At 53.1% G+C, this 14695-nt stretch carries 11 protein-coding genes; 5 read left to right on the top strand and 6 right to left on the bottom strand.

Annotated features, from left to right (window positions below; genetic code table 11):
- Positions 1-76 precede the first annotated feature (76 nt).
- The gene (dnaK, locus tag ACQ4M4_RS08845; RefSeq protein WP_430684123.1) at positions 77-2008 is read right to left on the bottom strand and encodes a molecular chaperone DnaK; all 1932 of its coding nucleotides are present in this window, start codon (positions 2006-2008) and stop codon (positions 77-79) included.
- 531 nt (positions 2009-2539) lie between these two features.
- Here dnaK and dusB point away from each other — a divergent pair.
- Complete coding sequence (dusB, locus tag ACQ4M4_RS08840) at positions 2540-3601, top strand: tRNA dihydrouridine synthase DusB (RefSeq protein ID WP_430684122.1); 1062 nt, start codon at positions 2540-2542, stop codon at positions 3599-3601.
- Here dusB and ACQ4M4_RS08835 read toward each other — a convergent pair.
- Entirely contained in the window at positions 3598-3987 is a 390-nt protein-coding gene (locus ACQ4M4_RS08835; RefSeq protein ID WP_430684121.1) for a winged helix-turn-helix transcriptional regulator, read from the bottom strand. The two genes, dusB and ACQ4M4_RS08835, sit on opposite strands and share 4 nt — an antisense overlap.
- 80 nt (positions 3988-4067) lie before the next feature.
- Here ACQ4M4_RS08835 and ACQ4M4_RS08830 point away from each other — a divergent pair, with 80 nt between their 5' ends.
- A complete protein-coding gene (locus ACQ4M4_RS08830) occupies positions 4068-4532 on the top strand; it encodes an acyl-CoA thioesterase (RefSeq protein ID WP_430684120.1) in 465 nt (154 codons plus the stop codon).
- A 47-nt stretch (positions 4533-4579) separates the two neighbouring features.
- Here ACQ4M4_RS08830 and dapF read toward each other — a convergent pair whose 3' ends face one another.
- The gene (gene dapF / locus ACQ4M4_RS08825; RefSeq protein ID WP_430684119.1) at positions 4580-5431 is read right to left on the bottom strand and encodes a diaminopimelate epimerase; all 852 of its coding nucleotides are present in this window, start codon (positions 5429-5431) and stop codon (positions 4580-4582) included.
- A 202-nt stretch (positions 5432-5633) separates the two neighbouring features.
- On the opposite strand from dapF, the gene ACQ4M4_RS08820 reads away from it, so the two are divergent.
- Complete coding sequence (locus tag ACQ4M4_RS08820; protein WP_430684118.1) at positions 5634-5849, top strand: Hfq-related RNA-binding protein; 216 nt, start codon at positions 5634-5636, stop codon at positions 5847-5849.
- A 241-nt stretch (positions 5850-6090) separates the two neighbouring features.
- On the opposite strand, the gene ACQ4M4_RS08815 is transcribed toward ACQ4M4_RS08820, so the two are convergent.
- A complete protein-coding gene (locus ACQ4M4_RS08815; RefSeq protein ID WP_430684117.1) occupies positions 6091-8415 on the bottom strand; it encodes a cation:proton antiporter in 2325 nt (774 codons plus the stop codon).
- A 227-nt stretch (positions 8416-8642) separates the two neighbouring features.
- Here ACQ4M4_RS08815 and ACQ4M4_RS08810 point away from each other — a divergent pair, with 227 nt between their 5' ends.
- Together ACQ4M4_RS08810 and ACQ4M4_RS08805 are read left to right on the top strand one after the other, a co-directional pair.
- Positions 8643-9545: a M23 family metallopeptidase gene (locus ACQ4M4_RS08810; protein WP_430684116.1), complete on the top strand. Its 903-nt coding sequence runs from the start codon at positions 8643-8645 to the stop codon at positions 9543-9545.
- Positions 9546-9883: 338 nt separating this feature from the next.
- Complete coding sequence (locus ACQ4M4_RS08805) at positions 9884-10426, top strand: late competence development ComFB family protein (protein ID WP_430684115.1); 543 nt, start codon at positions 9884-9886, stop codon at positions 10424-10426.
- 377 nt (positions 10427-10803) lie between these two features.
- Here ACQ4M4_RS08805 and ACQ4M4_RS08800 read toward each other — a convergent pair whose 3' ends face one another.
- Both ACQ4M4_RS08800 and ACQ4M4_RS08795 read right to left on the bottom strand, forming a co-directional pair.
- A complete protein-coding gene (locus tag ACQ4M4_RS08800; RefSeq protein ID WP_430684114.1) occupies positions 10804-11985 on the bottom strand; it encodes a glycosyltransferase family 2 protein in 1182 nt (393 codons plus the stop codon).
- 628 nt (positions 11986-12613) lie between these two features.
- Positions 12614-14464, bottom strand: coding sequence for a GAF domain-containing sensor histidine kinase (locus ACQ4M4_RS08795; protein ID WP_430684113.1), 1851 nt, complete (start codon positions 14462-14464; stop codon positions 12614-12616).
- Positions 14465-14695 lie beyond the last annotated feature (231 nt).

Genomic DNA, 14695 nt, shown 5'->3' with positions numbered 1-14695 from the left:
TGCCACGGCCCCACTTCATTGTTATCTATTGGGATGGATGAGAGAACATGCCTCGTCAACCACCGAACTTTGGCGACTACTTCGATTCCGAAAATTCGGCATCAATCACGTCATCATCGCCACCGGATGTGCCGCCACCCGCATTACCGCCATCGTCGCCACCGGGAGGAGGAGGAGTGCCAGCACCACCGTCATCGCCGCCACCTGCCGATTGGTACAGGTTGCTGCTAATGCTGTACAGCGCTTGCTGCAAATCGGTCATTAGAGACTTCATGCGGTCGGCATCTTCTTGGGCGATCGCATCTTTCAGCTCAGCCGACAGACTAGTCACCTTCTCCTTATCGGCCGGGGGAACCTTGTCACCCAGTTCTTCGATTTGCTTCTCGGCCTGGTAAGCCAGCGAATCGGCCTGGTTCTTCAGGTCAATTCGTTCACGACGCTCGCGGTCGGTTTCGGCGTTGCGCTCGGCCTCGTTCACCATCCGTTCCACTTCGTCCTTGGGCAGGGTCGAAGCACCGGTGATGCTGATGGACTGCTCCTTGCCAGTACCCTTGTCGCGGGCGCGAACATTCAGGATACCGTTGGCGTCGATGTCGAAGGTCACTTCAATTTGAGGCACGCCACGGGGAGCAGGAGGAATCCCATCCAACCGGAAGGTTCCCAAGCTCTTGTTGTCGTTTGCCATTTGGCGCTCACCTTGCAGCACGTGAATTTCCACGTTGGTTTGGCCATCGGCAGCCGTCGAGAACACCTCAGACTTCTTGGTGGGAATAGTGGTGTTGCGAGGAATGATCGCGGTCATCACGCCACCCAGCGTTTCCACACCCAGGGATAGGGGAGTCACGTCGAGTAGCAGAATGTCCTTCACTTCACCGGCCAACACACCGGCCTGAATGGCAGCCCCCACGGCCACCACCTCGTCGGGGTTTACGGTTTGGTTGGGCTCTTTACCCAGAATGCGAGTTACCAGCGCTTGAATGGCAGGAATTCGGGTAGAACCACCTACCATCACCACTTCGTCGATCGCCTCTTTGGCCAGCTTGGCATCGCGCAGCGCATTCTCAACGGGGATGCGACAGCGATCGATCAGGTCAGAGCAAAGCTCCTCGAACTTAGCGCGAGTCAGCGTCATTTCTAGGTGCTTGGGGCCGTCCTGAGTTGCCGTGATGAAGGGCAGGTTGATTTCAGCCTGGGTCACGCTGGACAGCTCAATCTTGGCCTTTTCCGCCGCTTCCGTCAGACGCTGGAGAGCCTGCTTGTCTTTGCGCAGGTCAATACCTTCGTTATTTTTGAATTCTGCCGCCAGGAAGTCCACGATCTTCTTATCGAAGTCATCGCCACCCAGGTGAGTGTCACCCGAAGTCGCCAGCACTTCAAACACACCGTCGCCCACTTCCAGGATAGACACGTCGAACGTACCACCGCCCAAGTCAAATACGAGTACGGTTTCGTTGGTCTTCTTATCCAATCCGTAGGCGAGGGAAGCAGCAGTTGGCTCGTTGATAATGCGCAGCACTTCCAGACCAGCAATCTTACCGGCGTCTTTGGTGGCTTGGCGCTGAGAGTCGTTAAAGTAAGCGGGAACGGTGATCACCGCCTGAGTGACATCTTCACCCAGGTACTTGCTGGCATCTTCCTTCAGCTTGCGCAGCACTTGAGCCGAAATTTCTTCGGGAGCAAACTGCTTGCCCTCGGCGGTACAGTCTAGCTTGACGTTGCCGCTCACGTTCAGCACTTTGTAGGGTACTTCGGTGGTTTCGTGAGTTACTTCATCGAAACGGCGACCAATGAAACGCTTAACCGAGTAAAAGGTATTTTCGGGGTTGATAACCGACTGACGCTTGGCAATTTGGCCAACGCGGCGCTCTTTGGTTTTGGGATCGAAGGCAACAACTGAAGGCGTTGTGCGGAATCCCTCAGCGTTGGCGATCACGGTTGGTTTGCCACCTTCCATCACAGCAACGCAAGAGTTGGTTGTTCCCAAGTCAATTCCTACAACTTTTCCCATATCGATCGGTGCTCCGGTTCTATGTACTTCAAAAAATCTGGCGTTGTTTGACCTAATGCTTTCGGGTGCAGTGCCCTCAGTTGCTGATTGTGAGGCTTGGATGGGCGATCGCGCTCCAGTCCAAGCGAGTGCTCACGCGCTAGTCGCCGCGTTTTCTCTCTTATATAGTGCGCAGGAAGAACCATTCCATGAAGGGGTATTTACCGAACCTGAGGTAGGACGGTTGAGGACGCACTCCGGTAAGTCATTTCGACCAACAATGCAGCTGCATTCCAAGGCAAGCGTTAAGAAATTCACGTTTTGTTACCCATTGCCTTTAGTGTAGTGGCGATCGCTCGGCCCCTTCCGAGGAGAACCGTACTAAACCGGGTGGGGTTTCCGATGGGCGATTGCTCCAGCGCAAGGTTTTCAGCACAAGAGTTCCAGCACAAGGGTTTCCAGCGCGAGCGAAAGCAGAATTCGGCGAAGTGAACAAGCTACAATCAGAAAGTTATCTGCGCTACGTTACAGCGCGAGACTATAGGCTCCATCATGGCAACGCTCTCTCCAGAACTGAAGGCACGGCTATCAAATCCGCTCAAGATTGGCTCGGTGGAGTTGCAGAGTCGCGTGTTGCAGTCGCCCCTTTCGGGGGTGACCGATCTGGTGTTTCGGCGGTTGGTGCGGCGCTATGCGCCTAACTCCATGATGTACACCGAAATGGTGAACGCCACAGGCTTGCACTATGTGAAGCAATTGCCCAAGCTGATGGAAATTGACCCGGGTGAGCGGCCCATTAGCATTCAATTATTTGACTGTCGGCCCGACTTTTTGGCCGAAGCAGCGCAAAAGGCGGTAGATGAAGGCGCAGACACTGTTGATATCAACATGGGCTGCCCCGTCAACAAAATTACGAAGAATGGCGGCGGCTCCTCGCTGTTGCGGCAACCGGAACTCGCCGGAGACATTGTGCGATCGGTGGTGAACGCCGTGACCGTACCTGTCACCGTCAAGACTCGGATCGGCTGGTGCGATAGCGAAATTAATGCGGTTGAGTTTGCTAAGCGGATGGAAGATGCCGGGGCCAAGATGCTGACGCTGCATGGCCGCACCCGCGCTCAGGGCTACAATGGCCCCGCTCGGTGGGAATGGATTGGATTGGTGAAGCAAGCGCTGTCGATTCCGGTAATTGGCAATGGCGACATTTTTTCCGTAGAGGCGGCGATCGCCTGCCTGGAGCAAACGGGAGCCGATGGTGTGATGTGCGCTCGGGGCACATTGGGTTACCCGTTCCTGGTCGGCGAAATCGACCACTTTTTGAAGACGGGTGAACGGTTGCCCCAGCCTAGCCCAATCGAACGGATGCAGGTGGCGCGAGATCATTTAATTATGCTGTGGGAATACAAGGGCGATCGCGGCATTCGGCAGGCGCGTAAGCACATGACTTGGTATGCCAAGGGTTTTCCTAATGCGGCAGAGCTGCGCAAACAGTTGGCGGTGATTGAATCTGTCGATCAGGGCGTGGAAATTATCGATAGGGCGATCGCCTACTTAGAGCAATACGGCTGGTCTGCTGAAGCGACCGAAACCACCGAAGAACTGGTCGAGGTTTAATCGGCAGGTGAAGTGGCTGGCGCAGATGATTCGGCATCGGCAGGCTGATTCCAGGGGATTTGGGTATCTGTAATATGCTTGAGACCCCATAGGGCGATGACCCGCAAAACGGGGCGCAAGCTCTGACCCTTTTCCGTCAGGTGGTAGTTCATGCGGCGGGCATGGCTACTGTAGGGCTGCTTCTCCACTAGGCCCAATTCCTCCAGCAGTTTGAGCCGATTTGCCAGAATATTGGTTGAAATTCCTTCCGGCGATTCCAGAAATTCTTCAAACCGCTGCTTGCCGAAGAACATCATGTCGCGGATGACCAATAGCGTCCAGCGATCGCCCAGCAAATCGAGCGTACAGGAGACAGGACAGGGAGAGCGGCGAGGTTGAGACATCATAAACAGTAATCACCAGTTACTTGCATTTTACAAGTTAGCCCTGTTATTTTAACTTTTGAATTGCAAGTTAAAAGTTGAAAATGGATAGTCTAGAGCACAAGCAGCCGTTTGAGGTCGAACTTCCCTTGCCTGTCAGAACCTACGACATCGACTTTGCTGGGATTGTCAGCAACATCGTGTATGTGCGATGGCTAGAGGATTTGCGGCTGGAGATGCTAGCCCGCCATTTCCCGTTGGGGGAGCAACTGCGGGACGGATTTATGCCCGTTGTAGTGCAAACTAAGGTTGATTACAAACAACCTGTGAAGCTGGGCGATGTTCCCGTTGGCAAGATGTGGATGCAGTCCGTTGACTCGCTGCGGTGGACGGTAAATGCGGCGATCGCCGTCAATGGCAAAACCGCTGCTCTCGGTGAGCAGATGGGCGTGTTTGTAAGTTTGCAAACTAACCGCCCCATTCGAATGCCCGCATCTCTTAAGCAGCAGTATCAAGCGCTAGTTGCGCAGCCAATGAAAAAGGAGCCTGCATTGTGCGCAGACTCCTGAGCAAGGGGAATTGAGTCACGGGGATTGTTGACGATCGCCCCTTCAACCTAAATTTCTCGCTTACCCGTAAACACGTGCTGAGCTGGCCCCGTCATATAAAGGTGATTATCGGCTTCAGACCATTCAATTAGCAGATTGCCACCGGGGAGTTCTACCGTGGCGCGGCGATCGCACTGGTTGTTCAGCACGCCAGCCACCAACGTAGCGCAGGCTCCCGTTCCGCAGGCCAGCGTAATTCCGGCTCCGCGCTCCCACACCCGCATCTTGAGGTAGTCGCGGCTCACCACCTGCACAAACTCGGTGTTGATGCGCTTGGGAAATACCAAATGATTTTCAAACTGGGGGCCAAGGGCTTCCAATGGAACCGCCGCCGTATCCTCTACAAAGGTGATGCAGTGCGGATTTCCCATGCTGACGCAGGTAACATTCCAAGTTTTGCCAGCCACCTCTAGCGGTTGGTTCACCACTTGCGAATCGGGAGCAGTCAGCGTGGTGGGAATTTCGCCCGCTAGCAGACGTGGTTCGCCCATATCCACCGTAATCTGGCCGTCGGCTTCCATTTTGGGGATGATTAATCCGCCGAGGGTGTGGATCTGGTAGGACTCTTTGTGAGTTCCGGTTTCGGCAGTTTCCAAATCGGCGATGAAGCGGGCCATGCAGCGAATGCCATTGCCGCACATTTCCGGCTCAGAACCATCGCAGTTGAAAATGCGCATGGTGTAGTCGGTGCCATTCTGTCCTGGCAGCGCAAAGATGACCCCATCGGCCCCAATGCCAAAATGGCGATCGCACCAGTCAATGGCTTGCTCTGGCGTCAGAATGGGCTCAGCCTGATGCCGATTATCGACCAACACAAAGTCGTTACCCAAGCCGTGATATTTCGTAAACTCCAGTGCCATTCAAGACTCTCCGCTATGCTGAAAGGGGAAAAGGGAATGATGATGATGGGCGATCGCCGCTCATTTATTATCCAATACCTGAGGACTTGCGCAGTTGAGAGATTTTGAGCAGACTTCGCGGCCAAATTGGTAACCCTTGGGCGGTCGAAATGTAGCGCATCTCCTATCCTGCTTGAACTAAAACCAAGACAAAAGCACCACCATGACAACCGAACTCGAAACCGGACTTCCTAGCGTTCGCCAAATTCAATCCACCATTCGCGAAGAAAAAGAGGTGGAATTGAAGCTGATTACGAACGACCTACTAACCGGCAAAATTCGCTGGCAGGATGCCCACTGTCTGTGCCTGATCGACCATTATGATCAGCCCACGGTGGTATGGCGTCACGCCATCGTGTATCTCAAACCCAAGATGTAGATCAAACCCACAGCTAAAGTAAAGTGCTGTTCTAAACAGGTTGTTGTGCAGACGGTGTACAGCCTTCCTCCACAACAACCGTCCATTCCAGCAATTAATGCACGCTTGGTTGTGTAAACCACAACCAACGTGTCGGAAGATTCATTCCACCGGAGGGGAAGGTTTTGCCAAAATGCTGGCTGTCCATTGAGGGTGAATGGCTCAACCTGCCCTTATCCAGCTCGCTCAGTCGCGTCTTCCCCTAGTTCCGCTCTTCCAACGTGACCCCTTCTACCATGGGCATTGCGGCAATGGGAATGTTCAGCAGCGCATCGGCGCTATCGGGAAACAACCATGTTCGCAGCCGGTTCAGGTCTTCGGATGTGCCACACAACAGTAGGCGATCGCCACAGCGAATATCCACACTGCCGTTGGGAAACCGCAGAAACTCACCCTCCCGTCGAATCGCCTGCACCTGAACGCGGTAATCCTGGCTGAGATTAAGCTCAGCCAAGGTTTTGTCGTTGACCGGGCAGTCACTCGGCAAGGCCAGCCATTGGCAAGACAAATCCTCTGTGGGAACCGGAACCTCGCCCTTGACCAAATCTTTGAACGCCGCCAGCTCATCGGAATCGCCCACCACCAGCACGCGATCGCCCTTCTGCATCACCGTTTCCGAAGCAGGATAATCCAACTCTTCTCCATCGGCTCGACGAATCGCCATCACCGTAGCTCCAGTAATGCGGCGCAGTTCAGCCTGTTCTAGGGTGAGTCCCAGCAGGGGAGACAGTTCGGGCAGGTCATACCAACGACTATTCATATCTTGAGCGGCCACACGCAGGTCGCGAGTCACCGCTTTGGGCGATCGCTCTGGTCGCAAGTCGAGATAGTGGCTGTTGCGAATGGCCACAATTTCTTGCTGTACCTGATTCGGCAAGCGGCCCATACCAACGAGCAAATGAGCCGATAGCTCCAGGCTAGACTCAAACTCGGGCTGCACCACCTCGCGCGCACCCAGTTGGTACAACAGCTCAATATCTTTGTCCTGTCCGGCGCGCACCACCACGTCCAGTTCGGGAGATAGCTCCAGCGATCGCTTAAGACACAGGCGCGTACTCATGGGATCTGGCAGGGCGATCGCCATACCCGCCGCCTCAAACACACCCGCCGCTGCCAGCACATGCAGACTCGCTGCATTGCCGTACACATAGGGAATTTGCTCATCCCGCAACTTTTGAATCGCCTGCTCCGATTGCTCAATCACCACCACGGGATAGTCATGATCCCGCAGCATACGCACGATGGTGCGTCCCACGCGACCATAGCCACACACCACCAAATGATTGGTAGAAGGTAACGCCTCTGCCACATCCAGGGGCTGTTCGGAACCGGCCAGCAAGCCCTCTAGCCAGGGCACCGTATCCGCCCAGGCAAAAAAGCGGGGAATCAACCGCAGAACAAAGGGGGTAAACACCAGCGTTACCGCCGTGGTTCCCAAAATGAGCAGGTATACCTGCCGCGATACCAAGCCCAACACCTGCCCCTTACTAGCCAATACAAAGGAAAATTCCCCAATTTGAGCTAGGCCCAATCCGGCAATTAGGGCGGTCTTCAGGGGATAGCGGAAGGCCAGCACAATCGGCGTAATGATGAGGAATTTGCCCACAAAAACCAGTGCCACCAGCCCCAGAATCAGTTCCAAATTGTTCCAAATAAATCCGGGATCGATCAGCATTCCGATCGCCGCAAAGAACAAACTGGCAAAGATATCGCGAATGGGTTCTACATAGGTCAGCGTTTGATCGGCGTACTCCACCTCCGAGATCATGAGTCCGGCGATAAACGCACCCATTTCAATCGACAGGCCCAAATATTCCGTTAACAGGGCGATTCCCAAACAGAGCGCCACCACACCCAGCAAAAATAGCTCCCGGCTTTCGGTACGGGCTAGCAAGCGCAGCAGTGGCGGAATCAGCCAAATACCAGCGGCGATCGCCCCCAACCCCAGTAACACCGTCTTTAGTAACGCAATGGCGATCGCCAGCCCAATCTGCTCTGATGGCTGGTTGAGCGCAGGCAAGATGGCCAGCATCAGACCCAGAGCCAAATCTTGCACCACCAAAATGCCCAGCATGACCCGGCCATGGGAAGTTTCAGTTTCGCCACGCTCCATCAAGCACTTCAGCACAACCGCCGTAGACGACAGAGACAAAATGGCACCCAAAAAGATGCCCTGAGTGGGCGATGTCACCCAGCCAACCGCGACGGCCAACACTGCCGTAATCAGCACCGTCCCCAGAATTTGCAGGGTGCCGCCGCCCAAGCTAATGTTTTTAACCTTTTTTAGCTCGGCCAGGGAAAACTCTACCCCTAGCGCAAATAGCAAAAACGCAGCTCCAAACTGAGCCAGCGTTTCCACTTGAATTAATTCTTTGACGAGGGCCAACCCGGCTGGCCCCACAATTGCGCCGCCTAGCAAATAGCCCAGCAACACGGGCTGCCGTAGTAAGGCCGCAAACAAGCCACCACTCGCAGCCGCAGCAAACACAATGACTAAATCGACAATTAACCGAAAGTCTTCCTGCACAGATGTTGCGACCTAATCTTGCGATTGAAATTTAAGAAACTTAATTACGTCTTCATCTTTAGCATAGCGGGTTTATGAGTTAGGGCATATCGGCAAAATGGGGCGATCGCGCTCCTCTAGCCACAGTACTAGAGCAGAAGTGATCCCAGCCAGCCAGAGCGGATGTTGGCCGAGCCAAAACGTGATACTTTATCTGGGCAGAAGCGCTTCACACTAGGAATTGACTCATGGCCCACCTGCATTCGTTTTGGACTGGCATTCGGCGACGACGCACTCTGTGGCGATTGAACCCGTCGATGCTGATTGGAGGCTTGGCAGCCGCGATCGCCCTCATCTTTCTCTGGCTAGTGCCGGCTCAGGCAGCAGATGTGCAGATTCGTCCTACCAATCCCCAGTTAGGCGACACCATTTTGGTGATTGTGCGCGGCAGCGAAGTTCCGACGATTCAGTTTGAGGGCGAGACCTATCCGGCTTTTGCCATGGGAGGCGATCGCTATCGGGCCTTGCTACCCACCACACCGTTAGATGCTCCCGGTCGCAAGGTGATTCAGGTAACCACAGACGGCAGTACGCAAAACTTGGCCGTATCGTTGCGCGATCGCTCCTTTCAAACCCAGCGCATTACCGTGCGCGGCGGTGGCTCTGGCGGGACTGAGCACGAGTTTTCTCGCCTCCGAACCTTCCGCGAAACCATATCGCCCGAGAAATATTGGAGTGGTGCCTTTCGTCGTCCGGCAGATGGCCGAGTAACCTCACCCTTTGGCGTTCGCCGCTACTACAACGGCGTTTTTGCTCAAGATTATTACCACCGTGGAGTTGACTACGCTGGTGGCGTTGGCGCACCCATTTATGCACCTGCCGCAGGCCGAGTTGCCCTGGTTGGCCGTGTTTCCGATGGATTTGTCCTAAACGGCAACACCATTGGCGTTGATCATGGGCAGGGAGTGTCCAGCGTGTTCATTCACCTCAGCCGAATTGATGTGAATGAAGGAGACATGGTGCAGGCAGGTCAACGGATTGGCGGCATCGGCGCAACTGGGTCTGCTACGGGGCCAAACCTACACTGGGGCCTGTTTGTTAATGGCAAATCGGTTGATCCGGTTCCCTGGCGCAACCAGGGTTTCGACTAAGCCCTGTCATCAACTCAGTTTCGGTTCAGGGTGTTTTGGGAGGATGGCCGTTGTGCATCCTCCCAAAACACTGGTTTTCCATGCGCGTTGTGCACGCAAAAACCGGGGTTTCAGCTTATTCACCACTGGTTGCCATTCGAGTCGGCTGTGTCACCATGGCATCACTTCGCATTAGCCAACTTGGCTCGATCGGTACCATCTCACGGCTTAGGTTCGGCATACTTTATGCAAACCTCATCAATTGCTTGATGCCTTGGGTCAAATGTCGGGAACACTAAATCTGTAGGACACAGTACATAGCCTGTTTCCATACGTGCCATGGAGCTTAAGAAGGCATTATGAGTATTGAGAAGATTGTTGAACAAGCTCTTCAAGATGGGTATTTAACTCCCGCAATGGAGGCTGAGGTTGGCCGTATTTGTGATACAGCCTCCGAGTTGTCAATTGAGGAGTACATGGCTCTCGACCGCTTGATGGGTTCGCTGCTTACCGGGGAGGTCGTTGCGGTTCCTCGCAAGCAGTTTATTAACGTGATGGAAGAATTGGTGCTCACCGAGGCGATTGCCCGGGTTGCCGAAATTGAGGCAACAAGCGACTGCACTCTCGATCTGGGCGATATTGCTGCCTATGCGCTCAACCGTTTGCCGCCCTTATACGCTACGACAGAGGAAGGGGCTGACTATCAACGCAGTCGTGCCAAAGAAGACCTCAATGCCATGATTGCCCAAAAGGTGAGTGAGGCGATCGCTCGCAACCTCGACCGTCCCGAGTTCTTTCCCGAACGCCAAGCTATCGGCAAGAACACAGGTGACGAAGTGCTGAGCCAGGTTGGCACATTGCTACATGCCTATGCCCACAAGTTTGAAGCTCGCGTAAGCTAACCCACAATCCAGAATTCTTTTCACCCGAGCGTGGCAGATAGTGAGTTTGCCACGCTCGGGTGATTCGTTGTTTTGGCCGTAGCGCTAGACGTACAAATTGATGACGTTGAGTCAGCAGCCATCGTCAAACTTAAAACCCTAAAACGCCGCACCTTCCGCACAACGGACGACACAGCGTTTTAGGGTCTTTTTTAATAGTGTCGAGATACTTATCCGCTAACTAACCCTTGATCAGCAAGGGTTAGTTGAAAGTTTTTCGAATGCGCTTAGCGATCGCTATACGTGAATAACACTTTCACACCTGAATTGTCGCGCAGCAGAACCATACGACAATTCAAGCAGAAGATCTCATCTTGCAGCGATTGTGTTTCTCCAGATCAGCCCATATCTCGCTCAGTGCGAACCCACTTGGTTTGGCGGCGCACTAAGAACGCAGCATAAAGGGGAACTTTCCACAAAACGTAGAAGGGAACGCCCAGCAATCTCCTAGCCGAAATTGTTTTGCAGGCGTAAGCGTACCAACCTGCGACAATCGACGCGAACATCAACAAACCACCGCCACAAAGCCACAGAGCAGGCCACCATGACGCGCCTAGCAAACCTGCGATCGCAGTGACTAATAGTCCCGCCATCCACAACATCACAACAAGAGACAGGGGCGGCACCGCAAGATCTAAGGCCAGAGCCAGTAAATCAAGACGACGCTGCTTCACGGCTTCTTTGAAGAGCCGAGGAACTTGAGTGAGCAACGTTTGCAAATGACCATGCTCCCAGCGAGTGCGCTGGCTCTTGGCCGCCTGCTCTTGCTGAGGCAGCACACCCAAAACCCGAGCTTCGGGGCACAATAGGGGAGATGCATTTGCGATCGCCAAATCTAACCCTAGCTGCATATCTTCGACAATGTTGCCGCTTGCCAAAGGCGCATGACGAATCACCTGCCAGGGAAAGGCCATACCTGAGCCTGTCAGCAAGCAGGGCTGCCCCAAACGATAAAGCCCCATTGGGCGAACCAAATTTTTAAAGGTACAGGACAGCGCGGATAGAGAACTGACTGGCGTTGGATTTGGCGGTTGCTCAATCAAATACACAGCTTGCACAGGGCGCTGAGTTGCTGCAGAAAGTTGGGCGATCGCCTGAATGCTTCCTGACTGGACTCGACAATCGGCGTCCACCATCACCACAATGTCGGGTGGATCTGCATCCAAATAGTGCAGCCCAAAATCTAGCGCAAACCCTTTGCCTCGGTTGATGGCATCCTGCCGTTCAATGACGGTTGCACCACACTCGCGGGCGATCGCCGCTGTCTCATCACTACAGTTATCGGCAATGACAATTAACCGATCGGATGGCGACAGTTGAGGCAACAATTCCCGTAGCGTTGCAGCAATCCCCCAAGCTTCGTTATGAGCAGGTATCAACACAGCAAATCGGGGGGTTGTGGTTTGGGACGATCGCGTCTTTCCTGGAAGAAGCGCAGCAGCACACTCAGTCCCAAAAATAGCGATAGGAACCAACGGAATTGCGGCCAGCCCATACAACAACACATCTAGCAAAACCACAGGTACACTCCTCCTCAAAAAAATCTTGCAGTAAATCCGATAGGACTTACGCACTTCATCCAAAAAACCAAGGGTTGAATGATGTTTGGAGCGCTAAGCGCTCCAAACATCATTCAACTGCGTAAGTCCTGTCCCACAAAGATGTTCCCCAAAGGTTTCCAACCCTATTGCTTTGCGGCAGTACAAGGAGCCTCGGGTTTGCAATCCATCGCCGTCAAGGAACCCAAAAGTTCTCTTAAATCGGCTTGAACGATTCGCATTACTGCGCCCATTCTTATCAACTCAGCTAGTGCTATGTTAACTCTGCTATTTAAGGAACATTCCCACGAAATTTCCTTAAACTCGCTATGCCGCAACACGACATTCATGGTGAATCGGGCCTTTGGGCACAGCTAAACCGGGTAAGTAGCATTATTTACTAGTATTCCCAACCATCCGCTTGTCAATCCTTTTTGGCCAAAGTCATTCCATTCTGGGATGTCGAGCAGAGCGATCGCCCAGCCCACAGTCCACCTTCAATCTCTACACTCAATCTCTACACAAAGTCAGAGCCTGTACCAGAGCAATTTACCCAGTTCCACACGGGCACCTGACACCGTAATGTCTGGGACATCGTTGTGAATGTTTGCTATTCACTAAAACCAGACGGTGGAAGGCTCTCGTCGCTCACCAACTCCGCAATCATGACAGGTTCTTGGAACAACGGCACTGTAAAAGTTACAGTCGATCCCAAGCCCTCACCCATGCTGTAAAAATTCACCACGCCACCCATCGCTTCCACCAAGCGCTGCGAAATGGCAAGCCCTAGGCCCGTGCCACCATACTGGCGCGTTCGCGAACCATCCACCTGGCTAAACGACTGAAACAGCTTGTCCTGCTTTTCTAGAGATACACCAATTCCAGTATCAGCCACGCTGATTTTGACCATTCCAGAAGTTTGCTCACCTTCCTGCTCAACCAGCTTTTTAGGAATCACCTCAGCGGTAATCGTGATTCCGCCTTCGTGGGTGAACTTGATGGCATTGTTCAGCAGATTGAGCAACACCTGCTTCAGCCGTTGGTAGTTGCCATACAAGATCACATCGTCGTGGGTGGCTGGCGTACGAACGGTGTAAGTTAAATGTTTTCTCTGTGTTAAAGGTCGGGTCGATTTTTCAACCTCGTTCAGCAACTCCTCAAGCTTGACAGGGTTGAGGTCAAGCTGCATTTTGCCCGCTTCAATTTTGGCAATGTCGAGGATGTCGGTCAGGATGTTGTTCAGATGAATGGCACAGCTATGGGCTTCTTCGATGTATTCGTTCTTTTCCTCTGGGCTATCGGTCATGCCATCAATAATGAGCTTGAGGAAACCGATCATACCGTTGAGGGGAGTACGCAGCTCGTGCGATGTATTTGCCAAAAACTCACTTTTGAGACGAGAGGCTTCTTCGGCCTGGCGGCGAGCTTCTTCCAATTCGTGATACTGCTGCATGAGGCTGGCGTTGGCACGTTGCAGCTCAGTGGTTAAATTGCGGCTTTCAGCAAATAGGCAGGCATGGGCCACTCCTGTACCCACTTGATCGGCCAAGTCTCGAATTAGGGCAATTTCAACGTCGTTAAATCGGCGCGAACTGGCTAATCGTTCAAGAACGATCAATCCATTCGGCTGATCTTGATGAGAAGTAGGCACAATGAGCTGGCGAACAAGCTGCCCTTGAGCATTGGTTAGGGTTAGCTCAACGGGCTGCTGTATTGCGATCGCCTGTTCTAGATGAGGTGCACTGGCGAGATAGAGCTCACAGTTCAAGCTGGAATCTAAATAGGGCTGACGAAATTCTGCAACGGAAACGACGCGATCTACATTTGCATTGGCTTTGTAGGGAAAGACCAAACACCGATCAAGGTCGAGCGATCGCCCAAGCCCATCCACAGTTTGTTGCCATATGGTATCGAGATCGAGCGTTCGGCGAATGTTCCAGGCAATTTGAGTGAGCGAAGTTTGATAGTGGTGGGTGTGATGCTCAACCGCTTGCCCCAAGTTGCTCAAAATCTCATCCACACACTGCGAGGATTCAACTTCGGTGCAATATCCTCGAAAGCTTCCCATCACTAATACGGTCGTGGCCGACTGGCGAGGCAGCAGAATCGGGCTAACCAAGAGCTGAAATAGCAAGTACTGGCTACCACAGCGGAAGGGAAAGACAAAACTTTGGGGCGATACATGCTCGAGGGATCGGTGCACTTGGCTCAAGTAGGGGGCGATCGCCACAGGCACAAATGCATCTACCAACTCTCCCATACGTCGGCCGACTAGGTTCAAGCCATTTAAGCCATGGTCATTTGCCGCTTGCCAATAAAACGATAGGTACGTCCCTAAAATATCTTGCGTAAATACCAGATCGTAAATGGATGCTGACTTATTACAGATGGAAGCACCATCTGCAACGGCCAGCTCAACAGGCTGGGTAAGTGGAAGCGAGGTATCGCCAGACAACGTCATTAGCGTAGAACCGCGTAACAATTGAAGACAGCAGAGATCACCACATAAGGTTGCCAAATCGGAACAAACTGGGTTCTAAGCTCGATACCCTCGATATCATTGAAAGCTTGAGAAAAGACAGAACCAATTTAGCGTTGATCGTAGATACGAGCGTTTAACTCCCTGTTAGAAGGGACTTAGTGAGGGAGCGAATTCACGATAATTCACTATATAGAATTCCCACAGCAGGCA

The sequence above is a fragment of the Leptolyngbya sp. AN02str genome, assembly GCF_050565595.1.
In the GTDB taxonomy this organism is placed as follows: Bacteria; Cyanobacteriota; Cyanobacteriia; order Elainellales; family Elainellaceae; genus Kaiparowitsia.
The sequence above is the reverse complement of the archived record's forward strand: the minus strand, read 5'-3'. Positions and strand labels throughout refer to the sequence as shown.